The organism is Streptococcus sanguinis SK49 (assembly GCF_000212815.1).
Lineage (GTDB): Bacteria > Bacillota > Bacilli > Lactobacillales > Streptococcaceae > Streptococcus > Streptococcus sanguinis_C.
In genome coordinates this window covers 792,798-817,438 of the sequence record NZ_GL890985.1, presented here as the reverse complement: position 1 = coordinate 817,438, position 24,641 = coordinate 792,798, and the positions used below count along the sequence as shown (strand labels likewise).

Below are 24,641 nucleotides of genomic sequence, written 5' to 3'. Positions count from 1 at the left end.
GGCCTATTTGCTTTTCATACAGAGAAGTAAGGGAGCCGAGAGCACAGAAAAAAGTCTGCCCAAAGAGCAGACCTTTTCATCTATCTGTTATCTCATATTACAACTTCTCAGCAACTGCTGCTAGCAGGTCTGGAATAGCTGATTGCTTGCTGCCACCAGCCATAGCCATATCTGGCTTACCGCCGCCTCGACCATCTACAATCGGTGCCAATTCCTTAATCAGATTACCAGCATGTACGTCCTTAGTCTTGCTGGCTGCAAGAACATTGACCTTGTCTCCAATTGCTGCGACCAGTACGAGAACATCTGAATAGTCCTTCTGCTTCCAAGTGTCCGCAAAGGTACGCAGGGCACCTGCATCAGACACAGAGACCTGACTAGCGATAAAGCTATGTCCATTTGCCTCTTGAACATTCTTGAAGACTTCACCAGAGGCCGCTGCTGCTGCCTTTTCCTTGAGCTCTGCATTCTCTTTTTGGAGTTGACGCAGCTGCTCTTGCAGCGCTTCTACCTTGTGAGGTACTTCCTTGATTTGCGGTGCCTTGAGAGTCGCAGCGATATCCTTGAGCGCCTCTTCTTCCTCACGGTAGGCTTCAAAAGCTTCCTTGCTGGTGACTGCCAAGATACGGCGAGTTCCAGATCCGATCCCCTCTTCTTTGACAATCTTGAAAATACCGATTTCAGAAGTATTGCCTACGTGGGTTCCTCCGCAAAGCTCGACAGAGTAGTCTCCGATGGTTACGACACGAACTTCTTTACCATATTTTTCGCCAAAGAGCGCCATGGCACCCATTTCCTTAGCTTTGTCAATATCTGTCTCTACTGTCTCTATAGCAAGGGCTTCCCAGATTTTCTCATTGACTTCTTGCTCGATAGCACGCAGCTCTTCTGCTGTCACTGCTTGGAAATGCGTAAAGTCAAAGCGCAGGAATTCTACTTCGTTCAGAGAGCCTGCTTGGGTTGCATGGTTACCAAGAACATTATGCAGGGCTGCATGTAAAAGGTGAGTTGCCGTATGATTTTTCATCACACGATGGCGACGGCTGTGGTCAATTTCCAGTTTATAGCTTTGACCCAGAGCCAGAGGATCCAAAACTTCTACAGTATGCAACGGCTGACCATTTGGTGCCTTTTGTACATCCGTAACTTGCGCTACCAGATTGCCTGCTCCATCAAAGATTTGACCGTGGTCGGCCACCTGACCACCCATTTCTGCGTAGAATGGCGTTTCTGCAAAGATGAGGGCAGCTGTGCCTGTCTCAACAGACTCCACTGCTGCATCATCCGCTACAATAGCAAGGAGTTCAGCTGTCAGCTCTTCTTTTTCGTAGTTAAAGGCACTCTCTACGGTGATGGCCTGCAGGGTTTCATTTTGCATGCCCATTGAGCCACCCTTGACGACAGAAGCACGCGCACGATCCTGCTGCTCTTTCATAGCCGCTTCAAAGCCAGCACGGTCCACAGTCATGCCTGCTTCTTCAGCAATTTCTTCAGTCAACTCCAGCGGAAAACCGTAAGTATCGTAGAGTTTAAAGGCATCTTGACCAGCAATAACAGTTTGTCCCTTAGCTTTCAAATCTGCCACAATTGTTTCTGCAAAGTGTTGACCAGAGTGCAGAGTACGAGCAAAAGATTCTTCCTCACTCTTGATAATCTTTTCGATAAAGTCTTTCTTCTCAAGAACTTCTGGGTAGTAGCTTTCCATAATCTTGCCCACAGTTGGTACAAGTTTGTAAAGGAATGGCTCATTGATACCCAATTTTTGACCATGCATTGAAGCACGGCGGAGCAGACGACGAAGGACATAGCCACGGCCTTCATTTCCAGGGAGTGCGCCATCACCAATGGCAAAGGAAAGCGAACGAATATGGTCTGCGATAACCTTGAAACTCATATTGTCGCCATCTTGGTCATAGACCTTGCCAGACAGTTTTTCTACTTCACGAATGATTGGCATAAAGAGGTCGGTCTCGAAGTTGGTCTTAGCCCCTTGGATAACAGCGACCAAACGCTCCAAACCTGCGCCCGTATCAATGTTCTTATGTGGCAATTCCTTGTACTCACTACGAGGCACAGCAGGGTCAGCATTGAATTGTGACAAGACGATATTCCAGATTTCGATATAACGGTCGTTCTCAATATCTTCTTCTAAGAGACGGACCCCAATATTTTCTGGATCAAAAGCCTCACCCCGATCAAAGAAAATCTCTGTATCCGGCCCAGAAGGTCCAGCACCGATTTCCCAGAAGTTGTCCTCAATCGGAATCAAATGACTAGGCTCAACGCCCATAGCAATCCAGCGGTTGTAAGAGTCCTTATCGTCTGGGTAGTAGGTCATGTAGAGCTTGTCTTTGGGAAAATCAAACCACTCAGGGCTAGTCAAAAGCTCGTAAGCCCACTCAATCGCTTCATCACGGAAATAATCGCCGATAGAGAAATTGCCCAGCATTTCAAACATAGTATGGTGGCGGGCAGTTTTTCCGACATTTTCAATATCATTGGTTCGAATGGCCTTTTGAGCATTGGTAATCCGAGGATTCTCTGGAATAATGGTTCCGTCAAAGTATTTCTTAAGGGTTGCTACACCAGAGTTAATCCAGAGCAAGGTTGGATCGTTGACCGGCACCAAGCTGACAGATGGTTCTACTGCATGACCTTTAGTTGCCCAAAAATCCAGCCACATTTGACGAACCTGAGCACTTGACATTTGTTTCATTTATTTTTCTCCTTAATTTTTTTCTAAAAATAATTGCATTACGAGGACGAACTTTCCAGCATTTCGACATAATCAATAGCGACACAGAGGGAAATGACCAAATCTGAATAAGCCTCATCATAGACATTCACCTGATAAGTAGAGGTTAGATGGAAGAGCTCCTTGGTAATCTCTGCAACGACTTGATTGCTGTCATCCAGCAGACAAAAGTTTAAATCCCAGATATTCCCTTCAACTCGAAGACCCAAATTATCAAATTTATATTTATCACGCAAAAAAGAGAATTTCTTACGGATATAAAAGCTATGCCCACTGCTGAGTTTGATCTCAAACTGGGGCAGGAGGGTTAAAAGGGTCTTGGTAATCTGACTGACGATTTGACCCTGACTATCATAGATAGTAAAGGTCTTAGGAATCTGGAAGAAAGAGCCTTCCACTTGATAATCCACATTTCCTCGATCGTCCTTGATATCAAAGCGTTCGCCGCCTAAGCGAAATTTCTGTTTGACAAGATAGGTTTTCATTATGCTACCTCCATAGTCAACATAAAAGACAAGTTCCTTGTCCGAAGGGCGAAAAACCGCGGTACCACCTTCATTCAATGAACTTGTCATTCTCATTTCGTATTCTATTTTTCAAGATGAGTAGCATGATTCCCCGTCTCAGATGGCTCGCAGCACCGCCAATTCTCTGAACTAAGAACTTGAAAAATCAATTCTCACCAGTCTTATTATACTTGCTTATTCTCTTTTCGTCAACCTTATTCTGCGGCTGAGGATGAAGCTTCTGTTGAACTACTTTCAGCTGCTGAGCTAGACTCAGCAGAGTCTGAACTACTGGTAGCATTTGATGAAGCTTCCGATGAAGAAGCTGAGGATGAAGAACCAGTTGTTTCAATATACTGTGCAAAGAGGCTTTGGAAAGCATCATCTTTAACTTTGATATTAGCTTCTTTAAGTTCCTGAGCTACGACAGACTGAATAAAGCTAGTATCATTTTCTTTTTGAGCTACAATAATCTTTTTTAAATTATCTTTGTAATCTTTCCAGTTAGAAGATTTTTCTGACTTCTTAACCAACTTAACAATGTAATAACTTGCTGAATATTGAGAATTCTGGACAGTTACAAGATCTGAAACGCTGTTTTCTTCCAAAGCAAAGGCAGCTTTTTTAACTGCATCAGGAACATCAGTTGAACTAGAATCAAACTTGATTTCTCCGCCTTTATCCTTAGTGGCAGTATCGGTAGAGTTCTCTTTAGCAATTTGACTAAAATCTGCACCCTCCGCCTTGGTCTTTTCTAAGACTTCTTTTGCCTTGTCTTCGCTATCAATCTTAATGATTTGAGCTGTTACCTCCGGAGTGTAGTTTTCAAAGGCAGCCTTGTAATTTTCATCAGTCAGCTCTTTTTCAGCAGCTTTTTTAACAGCGTACTCAACAAGTTTATTTGTTCGAATTTGGTCTTTATATGTTTCTTCGGTTAGTCCACTTTGAGCAAGTACTTGCGCAAAAGATGTACCGTAAGCAGTTTTCATCTTATCAAATGCTTCGTTAACCTCTTTATCTGTAACATTCTTTCCGTATTTTTCACCAAAAACTTCCTTGATAGTCATTTGCAGCAAGACCTGCTGAGCCGCACCATTGTTTTTCACTTGATCGTAGAATTCATTGACAGTAATCGTATTTCCTTTCATGGTCACGATGTCCTTGCCTTCTGAGTTGGAACATGCTGCTAATACAGCGACTGACAAGAGTGTTACAGCTCCTGCAAAAATTTTTTTCTTCATTATAGATTTTTACTCCTTTATTCTTAAATAATTTAACGTTCTCTATTGTACCATATTTTTAATTTGATATCTAAAATTTTGCAAAAAACTTTTAAATATTAGTTAAAAAATAGAGATCTCATTTTTTTCTAATCATAAGCAACCCATCTCCCAAGGGAAGTAGGCTCGCAATCAAATCTGGACTGTCCAGAGTTGCGTCAAAAAGACTATGCAGACCTCGGTAAATTGCCCGTTGGCCACGCTTAATGTCCTCAAAAGACTTGGCAACATCTCCGCCTTGAAAGACATCATCAATGAGGATCAGGCCACCAGGATTAAGGCGTTTGAGGATTTGGGGCAGAAAGACCACATACTTGGACTTGGCAGAGTCCATAAAGACAAGGTCGTAAGAATCATCCAGTGTCTCAAGCAAATCCATTGCATCACCTTCCAGCAGAGTGATCTGCTGACGGCTGTCATACTTAGCAAAATTAACCTTAGCCAGCTCAATCATCTCTGGATTTCGATCAATAGTCGTAATCTGAGCCTGAGGAGCATGCTCGGCCATCAAAAGGGCCGAAAAACCAATAGCCGTACCGATTTCTAAAATCTTCTCTGGCTGGAGACTTTCGAGTAGCAGGCGGAAGTAAGCCACTGTCTCATGAGGAATCACGGGCACATTTTCAACTCTAGCAAAATCCTCCAACTCTTTGAGGCCACCAGTGACTGGCTGGAGACGCTGTCTCATAAAGTCTACGACTTCTTCTTTGACCACCGGCCGACGCATATTGGGATTGGAGTTTTGATTATAAGTCTCGACCATCTTATGCCAGTCCCAACTTCTCGACCAAGGCTTCGAATTCGTCCAAGCGACGCTCAAAGACAGCAAAAGCAGCATTTAGGTAGTCTTCTTTTTCCATATCCACACCTGCTTTTTTGATTACATTAAGTGGGTAGTCAGAGTTCCCAGCTTTGAGATAGTCCAGATACTTATCCTTGTCTTCCTGACTGCCATGGACAATCTTTTCAGCCAAGGCAGAAGCCGCTGAAAATCCTGTCGAATATTGGAAAACATAATAATCATAGTAGAAATGCGGAATCCGTGCCCACTCATACTGAATCTGTGGATTATCTTCTTTTTTCAATCCATAGTATTTCTCGTTCAATTCAGCGTAGACTTCATTGAGAAACTCGCTGGTCAAAACTTGACCTTCTTGATCAGCCTTGTGGATCGCATGCTCAAACTCAGCAAACTGGGTTTGACGGAAGACCGTTCCTCGGAAGCCATCTAAGAAGTGATTGAGGATAGCAAAGCGGGTAGCATCGTCTTCTACTTCTTCCAAGAGCTTCTCTGTCAGGATGTTTTCATTAGTCGTCGAAGCAATCTCAGCTAGGAAGATAGAGTAATCACCGTAAACATAAGGTTGGGTCTCACGGGTATAACTTGAGTGCATACTATGGCCTGTCTCGTGCACCAAGGTAAATAGATTATCCAGCGTGTCCTGCCAGTTGAGCAACATAAAGGCATTGGTATCATAAGAACCGCCTGAGTATGCTCCTGAGCGCTTGCCTTGATTTTCATGAACATCAATCCAGCGCTCTGAAAAAGCTGTCCTCACTCGGCTCAAATAATCCTCACCCAGAATTGCCAGGACTTCCTCAGACTTAGCCAAGGCTTCCTCATAAGTGAACTTGTAGTCTGTCTCTGACAAAGGTGTGTGCATATCATACATCTTCAAGTCAGAAATGCCTAAAATCTTTGCTCGTAAAGCGATATAACGCTGCAAAAGAGGCAAATGCTTATTGACAGCTGAAACTAAGCTATCGTATACACTTTCTGGAATAAAATCAGCTGATAAGGCTGCTTCACGGGCAGATGAGAACTTGCGGACTTTCGCATTGTAATTGTGAACCTTGACATTGGTCTGCAAAGTCTTAGCATAGGTATGCTGATACTGCTCGTAGACGCTGTAGAGAGCCTCGTAAGCTTCCTTGCGGACCTCTCGGTTCTTAGACTCGACCAGAGTGATATAGTTACCGTGGCTGAGCTGAACTTCATTTCCATCTTCATCATGCACCATCGGAAAGACGATATCTGCATTATCCAAGATAGCAAAGGTTTCGCCCGCTGCACCAAAAATTTCACCAGCACCAGCCAATAGCTCCTCTTCACGCTGTGTTAGGATGTGGGCTTTCTTTTTCAAAAGCTTGTCAAAATAATGCTGATACTGCTGCAAGGCTGGCTGCTCAGCCAAGAAAGCTTGGTACTGCTCTTCTGTAATCGCCATAAATTCTGGCTCATAGAAAGCAAAGCTTTGACCAAAGTCGCTGTAAAGAGTCATGCCTTTAGCCTGATACTCTTGGTACTTAGCCACACGTGTATCCTGGTCATTCTTCATGTGAGCATAAGAATAAAGCTTTTCAATACGACGCATCAAGTCCAACTGGATTTCAGTCGTTGTTAAGAGACTATCCGCTGAATCCAGCAAATGCCCAGCCAGACCAGCTGCTTTCTTCACTTCTTCTGAAACCTGCGCCAACTCCGCTTCAAAGGCTTCATCTGTTGGGAAAATGGTACTCAAATCCCAAGTATATTTTTCTTCAATTTTATTTCTTTGTTTTGCCATAAAAAAATCCTCCGACTCCCCTATTCTATCACAAAATTCCACTTTTTATAAAACTCAAGTACCAAAATCACATAGTAGCTAGGCAGACAGACTTAATTAATAAAAAAACTCTTTGAACCTAATTCCTGACCAAAGAAAAATTAGATTCCAAAGAGTTCATTGCTAAATTTCTTCAAATTTCGTACCGCTGTTGTCTATAACGCTTACAACTTTTTTAGAAAATTGCCCTTTCATCGAGCTATCTATCTGATCTGCAGCTACTTTCACACTCTCCTGAACAGTCTTTGCGACATCGGTAAAAAGAGTATCATAATTGCTTTGAAGGCTGCTTTTTTGAGCTAACAAAAGAGGAGCTAAAACATTCGTTATAATTTGCTTTTCTATTGCTTTCCTAATTTCTGTCAAATCGGCTGTTTTAGATGGTGAAAAGTAACTTTTTACTGGTGCTGAAGCTATTTCTGATATAAACATAGACTTTTTCCTTTCCTCTACTCTAAACAGCAAATTTATTTAGAATCACGAAGGCGACAATAGCTATCTTCAATTTCCCATTCTGAACGGCGTCTCTGCTTAGAGAATGTTTCCAAAACTTTCTCATCTTTTAAATCAAGATTTTTCAATTCCTCGCTGCTAGCCTCTTCTGCCAACACATCATAGGATTCTATATACTGATTTAAAGCTTGCCATTCGATACTAGTGTCCCTTTCTTGTTTCCGTAAAATAGCAGTCGCCATTTCATACTCTTCTTGTAGCATGTCGGAAAAAGCTTTTTTCTTAGATAGTATGATATCTCGTTCTTTATCAATCTTCAAACGTTCACGCTGAAGTTCTGAGTAAAGCTCCTCCAACTCTTTTTCTTTTTTAGCTATATCCTGCTTCATTGATTGATTTGGTTCCATTGCTCAAAATCTCCTGCTAATGTCTGATCTTTAGCCAGCAGCTGCTCAATTCCAGCTTCAATCTGACCTTGCAAAACTTCAAAGATAGTTAGAAGCATCTGAAATTTAGACAATCGACTTTCAAAGTGCTCTTGTAAAGATCCGACCAATGATTGATAATCTGCACCTCCAGCCTGATAGGCTGCAGTCACCTCGTCTGGACTAAGACTGAAGCCCTGAGGAACCTTTCCCAACTGCTCTGCTAGCTTTTCCGCTTCGCTAACAACCTGATCTCTAGCCTGCTGCAACGTGTCATAGCCTAGTTTGGTCACATTTACTAAATTTTGAACAGTTGCCTGGGCTTGAACACTGTCCAGATAAATCTTTTCATTACTGCTAAATCCCCCCTTAGACAGATACTTCTTCATATTCTGGTAAGGAATCATATTTGCTTTGATGGTATCCTTGATAGTCGTCTTACCCGTCCCATCCATAAGCACAAAATTTTTATTTTTATCGTAGATATAGCCCTCCATCATATGCTGATCGCCGATTTCTTTTTCGACAGTCGCAATATGGCGTACAATGCCAGCAGCATTTTCACTGCCAGATAAGCTGTAGCCTAAGCTGACGATATCCTTATGGTCGATATGATTAAAGATCTTATACTTAGCACTATCCAGTCTTTCCTGCTGTTCCTTGGTTAAGAGAGGATAGATATTGGGGCCATTGTAGATATGGACAGTGCCAATATGGCGCATCTCCTCCTCTGTCAGAGTGGATAGAGCATACTGGATATCCATAGAACCCAAAGAGTGTCAGTAAAGATCAATCTTGGCATTCGGATACTTACGAATGGTTTCCTTAAGATGCTTAGCCGCATCCTTAAACTGAGCAGGAGGAAACTCTTGTGTCTGTTTGAGATAACTAGCAGCTACCATAATATTTGGTGCAGCAATTCCTGTCGTGAAAGTTCCGCCAGAAACACCTGCAAGATTTGATATAACATTCTTCCTCAGCTCATTAAAGGGATTTTTATTGAAAGAATTAAGGCTCTGCTTCACTGCTTGACCAGCATCTTTATTAAAGATTCCGACTACATTTCCTATCTTATTACTTACGTCTCGATCTGCCTTATCTAGTTCTTCTCGGCTTTTTTGAGTAATAATATTTTTTGAATGACGATAAACGAAAGGGGTAGCATATTCTACTGCACCTACAGGTCCCAGACGGTGAGACGCCGTCACAAAGTCTGTAGGCAGCCAATCCGTAACAGTATCGTGGATCAACTTAGGAGTGTGAGTCTTGGTCTGAGAGCCCTGCATCATGACTGTCACATCCTGCACCTGAGCACGCTCAGCATCCGAAGCTGAGTAGGGAACAGCACCACGCAAACTCCCATTAGAGTCTTGGATTTCAGCTTCTGTTAAGCCACTTTCTTTATTAGTTAGCACATAGACCTGCTCTTCATGGCCATTTACATTGTCGTAAATTTGAGAGACGGTGCCTATGTAGCCAACATCACCAACTTTAGCTTTTTTTCCAACAGTTATATCTTTGGCATATTCAAACATAGCAATATCTACATTTTGTCTATCAGTATATCCTGTGCCATCAATAGGATTTAAGTAGCCATCCATTTATATACCTCCAACAAGTTTGTCAAGTTCATCAGATGCAAAATAACTCGCTATTCTATACTCACCCGTCTTTTCTTCTAATACCGTCATACTCATATTTAACTCATGATCATTATTGAGAACCACATAAACCAACATTCCTCCCATAGGATTGTACTCCAACTTATCCTTTTGAATTTCATAAGATTTAATTTTCCCTTCTGCTGTCAGAGCTTTAGGATCTAGTGCTCTCAACTCATTCTCAATCGCCTCCTTCATCTTTTTACTCTCTGCAATCTGAATCATTTCTTCTTTTTCTGAATGACTGTTTACCATACTACAACCTCCTAAAATCATGCCAGAACTGAGCGTTAGAATACTCAGAAATATTACATAAATTTTCTTCATGACAGCTCCTTTCGTTTCTCATCCTTGCTAAAGCTGGATCCTTAGCAAAAATGGGAAACTAGATTTAGATTAATGTTTTATATTGATTATTATACTATTTTTATCGAGAATATGAAAACGGAATCATCGGAGATTCATAAATATAAAATTCTTTATCATATGTCATGTCATTCTCCCCTCAACTTCTTTGCAAGCTCACCAGAGATTACATATCCTGTATGTTCTAGCTTCCCATCAGACTCTTCCATCAATGTTGTTTTAATAGTTAATTCTGGGTCATCATTGATTATAAGTTCAATGATTAATCCCCCCATTGGATTATAGTCTAATTCATTTTTGTTAATTGAATATTCTTTTATAATCCCCTCCTCTGTCAATGCTTTAGGATCTTCCTGTCTTAGTAATTCTTCTATTGCTCTCTGCGCTTTCTTCCCCTCCGCAATCTGAAGCATTTCTTCTTGTTCTGAACGACTATTTAGCATACTGCAGCCTCCTAAAAACATAGCTGAACTGAGCATAATGATACTCAGAAAGATTACAAAAATTTTCTTCATGACAGCTCCTTTCGCTTCTCATCTTTGGTAAAGCTAATGTCTTAACGAAAATGACAAGCCACATTTAGATTAACGACTTATATTAATTGTTATACTATTTTTCCAAAGAATATGAAGGCGGAATTATTTTTAAAGATTCATAAAGATAAAAATTTGTTCTTCATGGCGATTTACATTGTCGTATACCTGAGAAAGATTACCAATGTATCCATTCTTACCTGCTATTGAATAATTTCTCCCAAATTCTAATTCACGATACTCTACCAAAGCTGCTGCAACATTCTGCTTATCATTGTACTCTGCATTATTAGCCATGTTAATCCTCTTCTAATAACTCACTCAATTCTTGTGGAATACCATATGATACAACTTCATATTCTCCAGTATCTTCTTCCTGAACAGTCATATCAATATTCAAAACTTCATTCCCATTAATAATTATGTAAACATTTAGTCCACCCATGGGATTATAATCTAACTTATCCTTTTGAATTTCATAGGATTTAATCTTTCCTTCTGGTGTCAAAGCTTTAGAATCTAAACCTTTGAGAAAATTTTCCAAGGCTTTCTTCATCTTTTTACTCTCCGCAATCTGAATCATTTCTTCTTTTTCTGACCGACTGTTTAGCATACTGCACCCTCCTAAAAACATAGCTGAACTGAGTGTGATGATAGTCAGAAAAATGACAAAAATTTTCTTCATGATAGCACCTTTCACTTCTCATATTTTCTAAAGCCTACTGGATTAGCACGATTTAGAATTTTTAACTATCTAACTTATTACTTTATTATATTATACAGGATTCTTAAATATTATAAAACTGAAAGGATAGCTAAAAGTTGATGGCTTCATCAATGAGAAACTAACGATACTTAGCAATTTTCTTTTATCATCTCATAAAAGGCCGGTGAATAAACAATTTGCAGATTTTTTTGCTGGAGATTGGCATAATAGTTCTCAAACTGCTGGTAATAGTCAGTCAGGTCAGTAGTTATCTGACAGAAGGAGGCAGCCTGTATCGGCCGAACCTGTGGATAAAAATCCTCTGCAGTCTTAGTCAAGAGATTATCTCCAGCCTGATAGAGCTGAGCCTGCAGCCGCATCCATCTAGGCTGTTGGTAATAAAGCTGATGGCGGATATAATTGCAGATCTGCGGATCTTGCTGAGCTAGAAAGCTATTCATCTCCTGCTTTTGAAAGGGCAAACGCAAAATATCCAAAAGCCGGCCGTGACCAAAAGGAAAGTTCTTGGTCTTGTGCTGGACTTTTCCATGCAGATCTTCGTGAATCAGGTATTTGAGACGCAGAACTTGCTTTTCTTGATCCAGCTCCCAGATATGAAAGCCCATATTTTTACTAAAATAGAGAAAATCCTTCTGCAGGCGGGTTAGGGAATCCTTGAGCCAAAGTTTTCGCCCCAAGAGCCAGAGGACCTGATAGCCATGCTGGCGGTAAGAAAGCGTCCGTTCCTGCAGTCGTTCTATTCTTAGAGAACTGCACTGGACTTCAAGAGCCAGTTTTTTATCAACCAGCAAATCAGCAATCTGCTGCAGAGCAGGTAAAAAAGCCTCCACCTCAACTTCTTCTGTCTGGACAGCCCAGCGAAAAAGCTCCGCCTTAAGGTTGAGGTGCTCAGCACTCTCATTTTCCCTATAAAAACTACACTCTTCTAGCGAAACATGCGCAAAATGCGGCTTCATAACCTTCCCTTTTTTAAAACGGACTGCCCCTGAACAAGCCGGGCAGACGAAATCAGCCCCCTTCTCAATCTTCTCCTCCAGAGCATTACACAAAAGCCCCTTATGATTTCTCGCCACAAACATATCCTAGCCCCCTCTAAAATTTCTCTCATTTACTAAAATATTCGCAAAAAGACAGAGAAACTATCTAGACAAAAAAACGAGTCAAGAGAACATCTCTCCGACTCGTTTTTCATTATCCAAATAATTGGTTTCCTTTTCGTTCTGGCAATTTTAGAAAGAGGGCCAGGAGACAGACTAAGCAGATAATAGCTGCTAGAAAGAGGTTCATTCCTTCGTAGCCCCAACTGTCCAGAAAGTGGCCGGCCAGATTTTGAATGAGAATGGTTCCTAGACTGCGGGCTGTCTGGACCAAAGCAATGGCTGTAACTAGGTATTTTTCATCGACCAAGCTGGCTACGATTTTTAGGGTCACCATAATCAAAACCATGCCCGTCACGTGCTTGGAAAAAAGAGTCATCCCGATTTTCGAAATCAAACCTAGCTCCAAGGCATAAACGCTGTACTGGAGAAAGATGATTCCCAAACAGATATAAAGAAGCTTCTTCATCGAAATCTTGTCCATAAAGAGATAGGAATAAAAGATAAAAGGCGCTTCAACCAGAACTGATAGGGCAACAACAGTCGAAGCCATATCCACCTCTAAGCCACTATGCTGTAGCATGGCAGGGATATAGGTATGACCAGTATTCCCCACTCCAGAGTAAAGGGCGACCAAAAGCAGGTAAAAGAGATAGGTTTTGTTGGTCAAGAGCTTCCCCAGACCTGTCTGCTTGCGGGTATTCCTGCTTTCTAGGGCTGCTCGGTCGTGCTTGGGCTGGATTCCCAAAAGTCCTATGCTGCTGATAAGCATCATGCCAATAAAGACTGGGAAAATAGCCTGCGGTGCGACTCTTTGATAGATCAATCCTGCCAGCTGAGAGCCTAAAGCATAGCCAATGGTCCCCCAAATCCGAATCTTACCATAAGTATAAGGACTTTGAGCTGCCAGAACATCCATGACTGGATTGACCCCGTTAACCAGCATGAGGACCAGACTATACCAGACCAGTAACTGCCAAAGCTGAGTCGCTTTCATGAAAAATACAGCCCCAACCATCATAACTAGAAAGCTAAAAAGGAAGATCTTTTTAATCCCCAAAGCATCGCTGAGAATCCCAAACAGCGGCTGAGCCAACATGGAAGCAAAGAAGGAAGCTGACACTACCATAGATACTTGGGCATTAGAATAGCCTAAGTCCTGCATATAGACTGATATCAGAGTCGAAAAAAGAGAATAGGCTAGAAAGAAAAAATTAAAGAGTAAAAAATGAGCTAGATAGCTGTTGTGAAACTTTTTTAGCATGAAAATCTCCTTAAAACAGAAAGAAAACTCAGCAAAAGAACTGAGTTTTAGCTTGAAAAGTCATTCCGTTCGTATGTGACAGAGGACATTCCCTTTATTCAACATCTGTATTTCTACGGCGTTCCTGCTTTGCAGCCTTGCGTTTTTGGCGACTGCGGTATTCAAAGTACAGAATGATCAACAGAATGCCAACAGGCAACAGAATTAACATCTTATCGCTGAAGAACACACCATACCAAGGCTTGCTTTCCGACTTGCTGCCAGTCACATTCTCAATAGCCTGAGCAACTGGATTCTCAACTTTCTCGACTTTCATTTCATCAGAGATCTTGCTAGACAAGGTCTTCAAGCCATTCTCAGCCTTGAGAACATTATTTTCAACCTTGACTTTAGGCTCGGTTCCCTTTTTAACAGTAGCGTAGAAATCCTCAGGCAGCTTATATTTCTGTCCATCAATCTCCTGCTCACCCTTGGATAAGAGTTTTTTGTACTCGTAGTCCGCATAAGCCTTCTCAATCAAAGCATTACCAAAAGGATGGCGGTAATACTCACCGTCTTGGTCAGACCAGTCACCGACTCCCATAATCACAGCAATCATGCGCTGATCTCCACGCTTAATGGTCGCGATATAGTTGAAAGCACCGTTAGGACTAGAGCCCGTCTTCATACCATCTACGCCCTTGAGTGCGTATTTAGCACCCGGCAGGGAGTAATTATAGGTTTCAAAGGTCTCCTCGTAAGGAGTTCCAGCTTTAACCGTAACCTTGGCTTTATTAGTGTAGTTTAGAATCTCAGGATGGTGATTGACAAAATTGTAAGCCAGAATCGCCAAATCACGGGCTGTTGTCTGATTGCTGGCATAATTATCGTAGTTTTGGGGGTTATAATAGCCCTTAAAAGAAACCGCTGCTGCACCGCTGGCATTGAACCACTTGGTATTCGTCATGCCCAGCTCTTGAGCTTTGGCATTCATCCGATCCAAGAAAGCATCTGGATCATTGTCCGATAAATAATTGGCCAGCATAACGGTTGTCGCATTGGATGAAGGCACGATTGTCATGGTAATCAGCTCAGATACGGTATAATCCACACCAGCGACAATTTTATTATTAGAAATTTCATAAATATTAGCGGTAGCCTGATCCTGAGGTGTAGCTGTAATGACCGTCTTTTCGCTGATTTTTCCTTCCTTAATCGCTTCAAAGACCAAGTAAAGCGTCATGAGCTTACTCATACTAGCGGGATCACGCACCTCATCGACATTATCCTCCCAGACAACATCACCTGTACTGCCGTCAATAACGAGAGAAGACTTGGGACGATTAATCGCCTGAACATTATCATGCGGATACATCTTTTTAGCCATATCCACCAATTCATCAGCCCTAGCAGCTAGTGGCGCTAAAGAGGTCAGGAACGCAATTCCCAATAACAAAAGCTTTTTCTTCACAGGATCCTCCAAAGAACAATTATACCTATCTAGTATATCATATTTTACGCAAAGTTAACCATAAATCTAAAAATCCTACCTAAAAAATAGATAGGAAATTAAGAGACTTTTATCTGGCAAAACCAGTTTTATAGCAATAGCATTAAAATCTTAGTGATTTAACAAGCTAAGCGCTTCCTTATCAGCGATAATCACAACATCTGGATGCTTCTGGAGAGCACTGCCAGGCAGCTCCTCCGTCACCTCACCCTCAACAGTCCCTGCTATAGCCTTGGCCTTAGCTGAACCGTAAGCAAAGAGAATGATGGACTTAGCATTGAGAATGTTGCCAATCCCCATGGAAATGGCCTGAGTCGGAACATCTTCCATCTTGTCGAAGAATCGAGCATTGGACTGAATGGTGGACGGTGTCAGATCCACTAAGTGAGTCTGACTGTCAAAACTAGTTCCCGGCTCATTAAAGCCGATATGGCCATTCGTACCAATTCCCAAAATCTGCAAATCAGCAGGATGCTCTGCGAGAAGCTGATTGTACCGCGCCACTTCTGCTTCTAAATCTTTCGCTGCGCCATTAGGCAGGAAGCTTTCTTTAAAAGGCTTTTGGTTAAAGAGGTGCTGATTCATGAAATAGCGATAAGACTGAGGATCGTCCTCCTGCAAACCAACATATTCATCCAGATTGACACTGAATATCTCTGAAAAATCAAGGTCACTCTCAACGATCTGCTTGTAAAATCCTTCTGGGCTGCTACCTGTAGCTAATCCCAACGTTTTTGCTCCCTGAGCTAGTTTTTCCTTGAGCAGTTCGAGAGCCACTTTTCCACCTTCTACTTGGTTTTCCACTTGAATAATTTTCATTTTCTACCTCCACTTCTTTTCTTAATTTTATTATATGGTATAGACCAATTTTTGTCAAGAAAAAGTCTGCAAAATAGACATACTTTTTAGTCATGCTCGCTTCCTTTTGCAGCAAATCGTGTTATAATAGAGACATGTTTTTACTGATTGTTTTATTGATTTTATTTTTAGTCGGAGTCTTACTCTGCAGCCTGAGTTTCCTCATGAAAAAACAACCAGGCTGGCAGATTGTAAGTTTGATTTTGGGCGGCTTGCTTACAGCTAGTCCCTTTCTACTCGCTGCCTATCTACTCTGGCTGATGAAAACAATATAAGGAGATACAATGAATACCGCTGATTTTGATTTTGACTTGCCCGAAGAGCTGATTGCTCAAACGCCTTTAGAAAAAAGGGATGCTTCCCGCTTACTTGTGGTCGATAAAGAAACGGGAGCCTTCTCCGACCAGCACTTTGACCAGATTATTGATCAGCTCCAGCCCGGCGATGCCCTAGTTATGAATAATACACGTGTCCTGCCTGCCCGCCTTTATGGTATCAAGCCTGAGACAGGGGGCCATGTCGAGCTGCTGCTACTCAAAAATACCCAGGGCGATGATTGGGAAGTGCTAGCCAAGCCAGCCAAGCGCCTCAGAGTAGGTTCTCACATTTCCTTTGGCGATGGCCGCTTAACTGCTACTGTGGTAGAGGAGCTTGACCATGGCGGTCGAATCGTACGCTTTGGCTATGAAGGGATTTTCCTAGAAGTCTTGGAAAGTTTGGGAGAAATGCCGCTGCCGCCTTATATCCACGAAAAACTGGCAGACCGCGAACGCTACCAGACTGTCTATGCCAAAGAAAACGGCTCTGCTGCTGCGCCAACTGCTGGACTTCATTTCACAGAGGAGCTATTGGAGCAGATTGCAGCCAAGGGAGTCAAGTTGGTCTATCTAACCCTTCATGTCGGACTAGGAACTTTCCGACCGGTTTCTGTAAACAGCTTAGATGATCACGAGATGCACTCCGAATTTTACAGTCTGTCCGAGGAAGCTGCCCAGACACTGCGTCAGGTCAAGGCAAATGGCGGACGTGTCATTGCAGTCGGCACGACATCTATCCGCACCTTGGAGACGATTGGCAGTAAATTCCAGGGTCAGATTCAGGCTGACTCTGGCTGGACTAATATTTTTATCAAGCCGGGATACGATTGGAAGGTCGTTGATGCTTTTTCAACCAACTTCCACCTGCCCAAGTCAACTCTGGTCATGTTAGTCTCTGCCTTTGCCGGACGTTCCTTAACACTTGAAGCTTATGAACACGCTATTGCTGAGCGCTATCGCTTCTTCAGCTTTGGTGATGCTATGTTTATCAAATAACTATAGGTGAAAATTTATGAATAAAATTGAAAGCAGACACCGTCTTATCCGCTCCTTAATCATGGAGAAAAAAATCCATACCCAGCAAGAACTTCAGGAGCATTTGGAAGCAAACGGCGTCATTGTAACCCAGTCCACTCTTTCACGAGATATGAAAGCACTCAATCTGGTCAAGGTCAGTGAGAACGATACTTCCTACTATATCATCAATAGCATCGCACCATCCCGTTGGGAAAAACGCCTTCGTTTCTATATGGAGGATGCTTTGGTCATGCTGCGGCCAGTTCAAAATCAAGTCGTCATGAAAACCCTGCCTGGGTTGGCTCAATCTTTCGGTGCAATCTTAGACGCTCTAGAGCTGCCACAGATTGTTGCTACTGTCTGCGGTGATGACGTCTGTCTGATTATCTGCGAAGATGATCAAGGGGCTCTTGACTGCTTTGAGAAGCTCAAGGAATTCACCCCACCATTCTTCTTTAGTAAATAAAAGCTGAGACAACATTACCTCAGCTTTTTCTATTTACGATTTTTGTCTCAATGAAACCCATTAGCAAATCAGCAAGCCATACTTGACCAGAGCAAGGCAGTATAAATAAGATTTGAAGAGGGTTTTAAAAAGTCAGCATTTAAGGTGTTGTAGCCAAACGATAAATGGCTTCCGCGTAAATATCCATGGCCCGATATAGATCATCTAAGCGCAATCGTTCATTGACCTGATGCTCTGTCTGGTCGGCTCCTGGAAAGAGAGCGCCGAAGGCAACACAGTTAGGCATCGTACGAGCAAAGGTCGCTCCGCCAGAAGACATAGCTGGACTGTTGTCTCCTGTTTTCTCCTGATAAATTGCCATCAGGGTGCTGACCAACTCACTGTCCAATGGTACATAGAGCGGAGCCAAGTAATCAAACTCCTGATAGGTCAGCTCGTATTGACTGGCTATTTCTGCCAGCTTTTCAACCAACTTGTCCTTGTCTGCCAAGACCGGAACCCGCATGTCAATCCGAATCTCAGAGCGGTCAGAGGTTAAAGTAAGACCGGCAACATTAAAGGAAAGAAAGCCCGACTGTTCGTCAGACACAGCCCCAAAGAGATGGCTGCCTGTCGCATCTTCACCAACCGCCTGAGCCAGAAAGACAAGAGCCGGATGCGAATCCAAGGGCTGCAAGACCTTAGCTAGGCGAATAATGGCGTTAATTCCTCGGGCAGCATCCTTGGCGTGCTTAGGCAAGCCGATAACCGTTACTTCTTCTGCCGTTCGCTTATATTCATAGCCTAAATCTTCCAGCCCTGTGACGACTGACTCTAGTAGGCTGCCTGAATAGGAAGCCTTGGCAGGAACGACATTAAAAGCTTGACCAGCTTCGAGCTCTAAAGTATCAGAGCCAGGTCCTTCTAGCTTAAGCTGCAGAAGCCCCTTCTCAGCATAGGTCAAAGGGAAGGAAGAGTCTGGTGCAAAGCCAAGTGTAGCCTGCTCTTCTAGCTGGTTGTATCTACCCATACAACGCCAAAGTGTCTCCTCATCTGTACCAAAGATAAAGCGAACCCGCTTTTTAAATTCCACTCCACTGTCCAGCAATGCTTTTACAGCATAAAGAGCGGCCATGGAAGGTCCCTTGTCGTCCTGCACCCCACGACCAAAAATCCAGCCATCTTTGACAGTGGCTTCAAAAGGCGGCGTCTGCCAGTCCGACTCATCACCTGATGGAACAACATCCAAATGACAGAGAACGGCCAGGAGCTGAGCTCCATGACCGATTTCTGCATATCCGTAATAACCTTTAGGGTCGAGGTAGGTTGTAAAACCTAGCCCCCGACAGATTTCTAAAGTTTTTTCTAGGACATCTTGGATAGCTTGTCCAAAAGGTGTTCCATTTTGACCTTCATTCAGTACTGAAGGATAAGAAACGATTGTTTTCAAAGATTCAAGAAAATCTTCTTTAACTTCTTCCGTTATAAAATTTTTCATGGAATCACCTCAGCTTCTAGCTTATAGGAACGGTAAGAAAGTTCCTAGGAGTAAGAGACCAATACTGATAGCAATGATAGCTACAATCAGCTTGCCGATAAATTTCCACCAAGTGCCGATATTGATACGTCCGAGTGCCAAAGCTCCCATAACGATACCAGAAGTTGGAGCAACTAGGTTCAGCACACCTGAAGCAGACTGGTAAGCTGTGATGATCAAGCTTGCCTTGACATTGACAAATTCTCCCAACGGAGCCATGATTCCCATAGTTGCACTGGCCAGACCAGATGATGATGGGATAAGGAAGGACATTGGCAGGTAGAAAATGTAGGTCAAGACGATGAATACTTGTGATGACAGACCGCTGAGTCCTTGTTTGCCCCAGTTGAGAATTGTGTCTGTAATCATACCGTCATTCATGATAACTTGAATACCACGAGCGATTGCTACGATCAGGGCTACGCTAAGCAGGTCAGCTGCACCGTTCATAAAAGCTGAGATAATCTTGTCTTCCTTGAGACCGTAAACAGCACCAATCAAGATTCCCATGAAGGCAAAGAGCATAGCTCCTTCTGGGAAGTACCAAGTTCCCAGTGCGGAAGTAGATGAACCAACAATCTTACCGAGTACTGGAAGACCTGTCAGCCAGGTATTGATGTCCTTAAAGATAGTAATACCGAGATCTGTCCAAGGAATGAAACTCAATACCATAAGGACAAATGTCAAAATGAACAATACTAAGACAAGTCTTTGCTTTTTGCTCAGTGTTGACTCAACAGATGAAGAAGTTTCAACGTTGAAGTGTTTCAAATCTTCTTCGCGAGTACTGTAAACCAGTGACTTGGTCGGATCCTTTTGAATTTTATCCGCATAGCGATAAACAAACCAAGTACTGAGAGCTGTCATGACAAACAAGAAGATAAGACGGAGAGCAATCCCTTCACCGGTACCAACACCAGCAGTCGCTGAAGCGATACCCGTTGCAAATGGATTTAGCGTAGAAGCCAAACATCCGATTTGCGAACCAAGCAGGATAATAGCCACCCCAGTCAGACTGTCAAAACCAACCGCCATCATCACCGGTACCAAAAGCGGATAGAAGGCCATGGTTTCCTCACCCATACCGTAGGTAGTACCACCAAGAGCAAAGAGAGGCATCAAGACAACAATCAGCATCTTTTCGCGACCCTTGTACTTCTTAACGATAGAGGCAATTCCCACATCCAAAGCGCCAGTTTCATTGACAACACCAAGGAAACCACCGACCATGAGGATGAAGAAGGCAACATCTATCGCTGCAGTAGTTTCCTTGATCAAGGATCCTTCCTCTGGATGCGTACCCAGCATTGCACGAATCGGTGCCATCAGGACATCCCAAATCCCTTGTGGATTTTGTGGCTGAGGCTGATAAACACCTTTTACAAAAGCCCCTGCTGGGATAATCCAAGTCAGAACTGCCATAATGGCAATGATTATCAACAATACGGTGTAAGATGAAGGCATCTTAAACCCTTTTTTTGTTTTTTCACTCATTTGTATTCCCTCCTAAAAATTTTTTAACGAGGTTACGAACCTGCATTCCCCTGTATGAGCAAACAAGAAAACGCTTACTTTGTTTTTATTTTACCATATTAACATTGAAAAAGCCAGTGTTTTTGAAAATAATCAAAGATTTTCAGGAAAAGACTTGCAGCAGCGACAGATTTCAGCTGCTATCGACTTTCAATCAGTTCTATGCCTAGCCTTTTTCAATAATCGTGCCGCTCTCAGACTCAATCAGAGCACCAAGATTTTCCAGAGATGTGATAACTGCTTTACCTTCTGGACGGCCATTGACAAAGGCGATAGCTGCTTCTACTTTTGGAAGCATGCTGCCTGGAGCAAATTGTTCTTGCTTGATGTATTCTTCCAACTGAGCAACATTCACATGCTCCAGCTTTGCTTGATCTGGTTTGTTGTAGTTAACAAAGACATAGTCCACACCCGTCAAGACGATAAAGAGGTCAGCATCAACCAACTCTGCCAAGCGTTGAGAAGCAAAATCTTTGTCAATAACGGCTTCAACACCAGTAAGATGGCCATTTTCTTCTTTGACGACAGGAATTCCGCCGCCACCCGCAGCTACTACTACTTGACCTTGATTCAAAAGCGTACGGATCGTTTCAATTTCCTTGATATCGACTGGTTTTGGTGAAGCAACGACCTTTCGCCAACCACGGCCAGCATCCTCTTTGAAAGTCGCTCCGCTCTTTTCAGCTTCCGCTTTTGCTTCTTCCTCTGAGTAGAAAGGACCGATTGGCTTGCTGAGATTGACAAAAGCTGGATCGTTCTTATCAACTACTACTTGCGTCACAACAGAAGCAACATTCTTTTCGATACCTTCATCCAAGAGAGCATTTTGCAAAGCATTCTGCAGCCAGAAGCCTATGCTGCCTTCTGTCATAGCCACAAGAGAGTCTAGTGGGAAGGCAGGATTCTTTTCAGAGTCTGCTGCCAACTGTTGCAGCAGCAAGTTCCCTACCTGTGGACCATTTCCATGGGTAATGATAAGGTCATCCCCGTTTTTAATCAATTTCACCAAGTGTTTAGCAGTTTCCACCAAGGCTTCCTGCTGTGCTTTCGCTGATGGGTCAGATGAAAGGATGGCATTTCCTCCCAAGGCTACAACGATTTTACGATTTGCCATTAAATTCTCCTTAAATGCGCTTCAATGAATGCGCTTCCAATTTATTTTAGTAGATTATTTAATTTTCAATAAGAAAATGATCATTTCTTATCATATAAAAGAGGACCGGACTAAAGCTATTAGTCGCAGCCCTCATAGCTGTTGGTAGACGGTTTCTTATATAAGATTATACTTTTGGAATGTAGAGGTTTCCAAGAGTTGCAGCCATAACCGCTTTGATTGTGTGCATACGGTTTTCTGCTTGGTCAAAATGACGAGCATATTTGCTACGGAAGACTTCGTCTGTTACTTCCATTTCCTCTACACCGAATTTTTCAGCGACATCTTTACCGTAAACAGTATTTGTATCGTGGAATGCTGGTAAGCAGTGCAAGAAAATCAAGTTTTCATTATCAGCCTTCTTCACCAAATCCATGTTTACTTGGTAAGGTTTGAGGAGGGCAACGCGTTCTGCAAACTTATCTTCTTCACCCATAGATACCCAAACGTCTGTGTAAAGTACGTCTGCACCTTTAACTGCTTCGTCAGCATCTTCAGTGATGAGGATACGTGCGCCGCTTTCTTTCGCAAAGCCTTCTGCCAATTCAACGATTTCTTTTTCTGGGAAGAGTTCTTTTGGTGAGAAGATGTGAACGTTGACGCCAAGTATAGCTCCTGTTACCAGCAAGCTGTTGGCAACATTGTTACGTCCATCACCACAGTATACCAATGTCAAGCCTTCCAGACGGCCAAAGTTTTCTTGAACAGTCAAGTAGTCAGCCAACATTTGAGTTGGGTGCCATTCGTCAGTCAAACCATTCCAGACTGGAACACCTGAAAATTCTGCCAATTCTTCTACCATGCGTTGGCTAAAGCCGCGGAATTCAATCCCGTCAAACATACGGCCCAATACTTTAGCAGTATCTTCTGTAGATTCTTTCTTGCCAAGCTGGATATCGTTAGCACCAAGGTATTCTGGATGTGCTCCCAGGTCAATAGCCGCTGTTGTAAAAGCTGCGCGAGTACGAGTAGATGTTTTTTCAAACAAGAGAGCGATATTCTTGCCAGCAAGATAGTGGTGTTGAATATTGCGTTTTTTCAAATCTTTCAAGTGAGCTGAAAGACCGATAAGGTATTCTAACTCAGCACGGCTAAAGTCTTTTTCTGCTAAGAAGCTACGTCCTTGGAATACTGAATGTGTCATTCTATTATTTCCTCTTTCTATTCTTTGAGTATCAGTAAAATACTGGATTTCTAAATTTCTTCACGTTCAAACGGCATAGACATACAGCGTGGTCCACCACGACCGCGAACCAATTCACTTCCGCGGATCTTGATCAAACGCAAGCCGTATTCTTCCAAAATCTTGTTAGTAACTGTATTACGATCATACACTACTACTACACCAGGTGCGATGGTCAAGGTGTTAGAACCGTCGTTCCACTGCTCACGCGCAGCAGCTACGATATTGCCACCGCCACAGCGAATCAGGTGAACTTTTTCTACACCAAGGTTTTCTGCCAAGATTTCTGCCAAATCACCTTTTTCTTCAACAATCTTAAGTTTATCATCAACATAAGTCACAGAGTAAACGCGAAGATCGCCTTCGATTTCTGGGTGAATCGTGAACTTGTCATAGTCAACCATAGTGAAGACAGTATCCAAGTGCATGAACTTACGGTTGTTGGCAAATTCAAAAGCCAAAACTTTCTTGAAGCCAACATTTTTCTTGAAGATATTGACCAAGAGTTTTTCGATAGAAGCTGCGTCTGTACGTTGTGAAATACCAACCGCCAGCACATCTTTTGAAAGAACCAGTTCATCCCCACCTTCGATACGTGTATCTTCTTCACGGTTATATACAAGTTCAACATTTCCACCGTATACTGGGTGATATTTGAAGATGTATTTACCGTAGAGAGTTTCACGATTACGAGTATCTGCATACATGTGGTTGAGCGATACAGCATTACCAATCGTAGCAAATGGGTCACGTGTGAAGTAAAGGTTTGGCATTGGATCAATAGCGAATGGATAATCAGATTCCACCAAGTCCGTCAAGCCTTTTGCTTCTTCAGGAATTTCTGGCAATTCAACTTTTTGAACTCCTGCCATCGTTTTTTCAACCAACTCTCGGTTATCTTTGATACCACGGAGCAGTTCGCGAATAGCCTTCTTGGTTTCACGGCCACGAATATTGGCTTCTTCCAGATATTCTTCGATGAATTGCTCGCGGATTTCTGAAGAAGTCAGTGACTCAGCAGCCAGCTGCTCAAGATAGAGCACCTCAACTCCTTCATTACGAAGCGCTTGAGCAAAGTTATCATGTTCTTTTTGTGCATCCTCCAAAAAAGGAATATCGTCAAAAAGAAGACGTTCTAAGTAGTCCGGCTGCAAGTTTTCTAACTCCTTGCCAGGACGGTGCAACATAACTTTTTTCAGTTTTCCAATTTCTGAGAAAACACGAATTGGATGTGTAGACATCTACTATCCTCCTTTTTCTTTGCGGTTTAGGTTTTTCTAAGCCCGTTTACATGTACTATTCTAGCATTTAATGCTACCGCTTTCAAGAAAAAGTCTACATTGCAAATGCCAAATCCTTTGCTTTTTTCTATTTTTATTTTTATAATATTCTTCTTTAAAGCGTTTTCTTGAATATTTATGCATTATATATTTTTG

The 24,641-nt window shown here is 42.5% G+C and carries 23 protein-coding genes and 1 pseudogene; 3 read left to right on the top strand and 21 right to left on the bottom strand.

Translation table 11 applies throughout. The annotated features are described in order from the left end of the window. Window positions 1-97: 97 nt before the first annotated feature. From alaS to nagB, 16 genes and pseudogenes are all read right to left on the bottom strand, one after another. Entirely contained in the window at window positions 98-2,716 is a 2,619-nt protein-coding gene (gene alaS / locus HMPREF9380_RS06925) for an alanine--tRNA ligase (RefSeq protein ID WP_002932897.1), read from the bottom strand. 38 nt (window positions 2,717-2,754) lie between these two features. Then, window positions 2,755-3,336 carry an LURP-one-related/scramblase family protein gene (locus HMPREF9380_RS06930; RefSeq protein WP_173361587.1) on the bottom strand — a complete coding sequence of 194 codons (582 nt, stop codon included), beginning with the start codon at window positions 3,334-3,336 and terminating at the stop codon, window positions 2,755-2,757. Between the two features lie 140 nt (window positions 3,337-3,476). Continuing rightward, window positions 3,477-4,502, bottom strand: a complete 1,026-nt coding sequence (gene prsA / locus HMPREF9380_RS06935) for a peptidylprolyl isomerase PrsA (RefSeq protein ID WP_002932886.1) — start codon at window positions 4,500-4,502, stop codon at window positions 3,477-3,479. Window positions 4,503-4,620: 118 nt separating this feature from the next. Next, window positions 4,621-5,304, bottom strand: coding sequence for an O-methyltransferase (locus HMPREF9380_RS06940; protein WP_002932885.1), 684 nt, complete (start codon window positions 5,302-5,304; stop codon window positions 4,621-4,623). A gap of 1 nt (window position 5,305) precedes the next feature. Continuing rightward, window positions 5,306-7,108, bottom strand: coding sequence for an oligoendopeptidase F (gene pepF / locus HMPREF9380_RS06945; protein WP_032907283.1), 1,803 nt, complete (start codon window positions 7,106-7,108; stop codon window positions 5,306-5,308). Window positions 7,109-7,270: 162 nt separating this feature from the next. Then, window positions 7,271-7,579 (bottom strand): hypothetical protein, encoded by a 309-nt coding sequence (locus tag HMPREF9380_RS06950; protein WP_002912043.1) that lies wholly within the window; start codon window positions 7,577-7,579, stop codon window positions 7,271-7,273. 35 nt (window positions 7,580-7,614) lie between these two features. Beyond that, a complete protein-coding gene (locus tag HMPREF9380_RS06955; protein WP_002932880.1) occupies window positions 7,615-7,989 on the bottom strand; it encodes a hypothetical protein in 375 nt (124 codons plus the stop codon). Continuing rightward, a pseudogene (locus HMPREF9380_RS0110990) lies at window positions 7,986-9,626 on the bottom strand (hypothetical protein). The gene HMPREF9380_RS06955 and the pseudogene HMPREF9380_RS0110990 overlap by 4 nt, the downstream one beginning before the upstream one ends. Then, window positions 9,627-10,013 (bottom strand): DUF1310 family protein, encoded by a 387-nt coding sequence (locus HMPREF9380_RS06960; protein ID WP_002932877.1) that lies wholly within the window; start codon window positions 10,011-10,013, stop codon window positions 9,627-9,629. 167 nt (window positions 10,014-10,180) lie between these two features. Further along, on the bottom strand, window positions 10,181-10,567 hold the full coding sequence (locus HMPREF9380_RS06965) for a DUF1310 family protein (RefSeq protein ID WP_002932872.1): 387 nt from the start codon (window positions 10,565-10,567) through the stop codon (window positions 10,181-10,183). Between the two features lie 129 nt (window positions 10,568-10,696). Continuing rightward, a complete protein-coding gene (locus tag HMPREF9380_RS06970) occupies window positions 10,697-10,882 on the bottom strand; it encodes a hypothetical protein (RefSeq protein WP_002932871.1) in 186 nt (61 codons plus the stop codon). A gap of 1 nt (window position 10,883) precedes the next feature. Next, the gene (locus tag HMPREF9380_RS06975; protein WP_002932870.1) at window positions 10,884-11,270 is read right to left on the bottom strand and encodes a DUF1310 family protein; all 387 of its coding nucleotides are present in this window, start codon (window positions 11,268-11,270) and stop codon (window positions 10,884-10,886) included. A 170-nt stretch (window positions 11,271-11,440) separates the two neighbouring features. Then, entirely contained in the window at window positions 11,441-12,391 is a 951-nt protein-coding gene (locus HMPREF9380_RS06980) for a competence protein CoiA (RefSeq protein ID WP_002932869.1), read from the bottom strand. A gap of 112 nt (window positions 12,392-12,503) precedes the next feature. Beyond that, window positions 12,504-13,673 carry an MFS transporter gene (locus HMPREF9380_RS06985; RefSeq protein WP_002932868.1) on the bottom strand — a complete coding sequence of 390 codons (1,170 nt, stop codon included), beginning with the start codon at window positions 13,671-13,673 and terminating at the stop codon, window positions 12,504-12,506. Window positions 13,674-13,767: 94 nt separating this feature from the next. Beyond that, window positions 13,768-15,123, bottom strand: coding sequence for a DUF1958 domain-containing protein (locus tag HMPREF9380_RS06990; RefSeq protein WP_080555437.1), 1,356 nt, complete (start codon window positions 15,121-15,123; stop codon window positions 13,768-13,770). A 150-nt stretch (window positions 15,124-15,273) separates the two neighbouring features. Then, window positions 15,274-15,981, bottom strand: coding sequence for a glucosamine-6-phosphate deaminase (gene nagB, locus HMPREF9380_RS06995; RefSeq protein WP_002932867.1), 708 nt, complete (start codon window positions 15,979-15,981; stop codon window positions 15,274-15,276). A gap of 134 nt (window positions 15,982-16,115) precedes the next feature. Between nagB and HMPREF9380_RS07000 the strand changes: the two genes are divergently transcribed. From HMPREF9380_RS07000 to HMPREF9380_RS07010, 3 genes are read left to right on the top strand one after another with little or no spacing between them, the layout of a single operon-like run. Then, a complete protein-coding gene (locus HMPREF9380_RS07000) occupies window positions 16,116-16,295 on the top strand; it encodes a hypothetical protein (protein ID WP_002897949.1) in 180 nt (59 codons plus the stop codon). 9 nt (window positions 16,296-16,304) lie between these two features. Further along, entirely contained in the window at window positions 16,305-17,333 is a 1,029-nt protein-coding gene (queA, locus tag HMPREF9380_RS07005) for a tRNA preQ1(34) S-adenosylmethionine ribosyltransferase-isomerase QueA (protein ID WP_002932862.1), read from the top strand. Between the two features lie 16 nt (window positions 17,334-17,349). Next, the gene (locus HMPREF9380_RS07010; protein ID WP_002896068.1) at window positions 17,350-17,820 is read left to right on the top strand and encodes an arginine repressor; all 471 of its coding nucleotides are present in this window, start codon (window positions 17,350-17,352) and stop codon (window positions 17,818-17,820) included. Window positions 17,821-17,959: 139 nt separating this feature from the next. Here the strand turns inward: HMPREF9380_RS07010 and HMPREF9380_RS07015 are convergent, their stop codons facing one another. From HMPREF9380_RS07015 to arcA, 5 genes are all read right to left on the bottom strand, one after another. Continuing rightward, complete coding sequence (locus HMPREF9380_RS07015) at window positions 17,960-19,297, bottom strand: dipeptidase (protein WP_002932858.1); 1,338 nt, start codon at window positions 19,295-19,297, stop codon at window positions 17,960-17,962. A gap of 21 nt (window positions 19,298-19,318) precedes the next feature. Further along, window positions 19,319-20,830 (bottom strand): YfcC family protein, encoded by a 1,512-nt coding sequence (locus HMPREF9380_RS07020; protein WP_002932857.1) that lies wholly within the window; start codon window positions 20,828-20,830, stop codon window positions 19,319-19,321. A 205-nt stretch (window positions 20,831-21,035) separates the two neighbouring features. Beyond that, the gene (gene arcC, locus HMPREF9380_RS07025) at window positions 21,036-21,983 is read right to left on the bottom strand and encodes a carbamate kinase (protein ID WP_002932855.1); all 948 of its coding nucleotides are present in this window, start codon (window positions 21,981-21,983) and stop codon (window positions 21,036-21,038) included. Window positions 21,984-22,149: 166 nt separating this feature from the next. Next, window positions 22,150-23,166 carry an ornithine carbamoyltransferase gene (gene argF / locus HMPREF9380_RS07030; protein ID WP_002900826.1) on the bottom strand — a complete coding sequence of 339 codons (1,017 nt, stop codon included), beginning with the start codon at window positions 23,164-23,166 and terminating at the stop codon, window positions 22,150-22,152. A 50-nt stretch (window positions 23,167-23,216) separates the two neighbouring features. Further along, window positions 23,217-24,446 carry an arginine deiminase gene (gene arcA, locus HMPREF9380_RS07035; protein ID WP_002932852.1) on the bottom strand — a complete coding sequence of 410 codons (1,230 nt, stop codon included), beginning with the start codon at window positions 24,444-24,446 and terminating at the stop codon, window positions 23,217-23,219. Window positions 24,447-24,641: the final 195 nt, after the last annotated feature.

Bases quoted from the DNA above. Each gene is read 5' to 3' on its own strand.
- queA (WP_002932862.1), top strand. From the start codon at position 16,305: ATGAATACCGCTGATTTTGATTTTGACTTGCCCGAAGAGCTGATTGCT.
- HMPREF9380_RS07010 (WP_002896068.1), top strand. From the start codon at position 17,350: ATGAATAAAATTGAAAGCAGACACCGTCTTATCCGCTCCTTAATCATG.
- HMPREF9380_RS06930 (WP_173361587.1), bottom strand. From the start codon at position 3,336: ATGAGAATGACAAGTTCATTGAATGAAGGTGGTACCGCGGTTTTTCGC.
- arcC (WP_002932855.1), bottom strand. From the start codon at position 21,983: ATGGCAAATCGTAAAATCGTTGTAGCCTTGGGAGGAAATGCCATCCTT.
- HMPREF9380_RS06940 (WP_002932885.1), bottom strand. From the start codon at position 5,304: ATGGTCGAGACTTATAATCAAAACTCCAATCCCAATATGCGTCGGCCG.
- HMPREF9380_RS06960 (WP_002932877.1), bottom strand. From the start codon at position 10,013: ATGAAGAAAATTTATGTAATATTTCTGAGTATTCTAACGCTCAGTTCT.
- HMPREF9380_RS06970 (WP_002932871.1), bottom strand. From the start codon at position 10,882: ATGGCTAATAATGCAGAGTACAATGATAAGCAGAATGTTGCAGCAGCT.
- argF (WP_002900826.1), bottom strand. From the start codon at position 23,166: ATGACACATTCAGTATTCCAAGGACGTAGCTTCTTAGCAGAAAAAGAC.
- alaS (WP_002932897.1), bottom strand. From the start codon at position 2,716: ATGAAACAAATGTCAAGTGCTCAGGTTCGTCAAATGTGGCTGGATTTT.
- HMPREF9380_RS06965 (WP_002932872.1), bottom strand. From the start codon at position 10,567: ATGAAGAAAATTTTTGTAATCTTTCTGAGTATCATTATGCTCAGTTCA.
- HMPREF9380_RS06975 (WP_002932870.1), bottom strand. From the start codon at position 11,270: ATGAAGAAAATTTTTGTCATTTTTCTGACTATCATCACACTCAGTTCA.
- prsA (WP_002932886.1), bottom strand. From the start codon at position 4,502: ATGAAGAAAAAAATTTTTGCAGGAGCTGTAACACTCTTGTCAGTCGCT.
- nagB (WP_002932867.1), bottom strand. From the start codon at position 15,981: ATGAAAATTATTCAAGTGGAAAACCAAGTAGAAGGTGGAAAAGTGGCT.
- pepF (WP_032907283.1), bottom strand. From the start codon at position 7,108: ATGGCAAAACAAAGAAATAAAATTGAAGAAAAATATACTTGGGATTTG.
- HMPREF9380_RS07000 (WP_002897949.1), top strand. From the start codon at position 16,116: ATGTTTTTACTGATTGTTTTATTGATTTTATTTTTAGTCGGAGTCTTA.
- HMPREF9380_RS06985 (WP_002932868.1), bottom strand. From the start codon at position 13,673: ATGCTAAAAAAGTTTCACAACAGCTATCTAGCTCATTTTTTACTCTTT.
- HMPREF9380_RS06950 (WP_002912043.1), bottom strand. From the start codon at position 7,579: ATGTTTATATCAGAAATAGCTTCAGCACCAGTAAAAAGTTACTTTTCA.
- HMPREF9380_RS07015 (WP_002932858.1), bottom strand. From the start codon at position 19,297: ATGAAAAATTTTATAACGGAAGAAGTTAAAGAAGATTTTCTTGAATCT.
- HMPREF9380_RS06980 (WP_002932869.1), bottom strand. From the start codon at position 12,391: ATGTTTGTGGCGAGAAATCATAAGGGGCTTTTGTGTAATGCTCTGGAG.
- HMPREF9380_RS06955 (WP_002932880.1), bottom strand. From the start codon at position 7,989: ATGAAGCAGGATATAGCTAAAAAAGAAAAAGAGTTGGAGGAGCTTTAC.
- arcA (WP_002932852.1), bottom strand. From the start codon at position 24,446: ATGTCTACACATCCAATTCGTGTTTTCTCAGAAATTGGAAAACTGAAA.
- HMPREF9380_RS07020 (WP_002932857.1), bottom strand. From the start codon at position 20,830: ATGAGTGAAAAAACAAAAAAAGGGTTTAAGATGCCTTCATCTTACACC.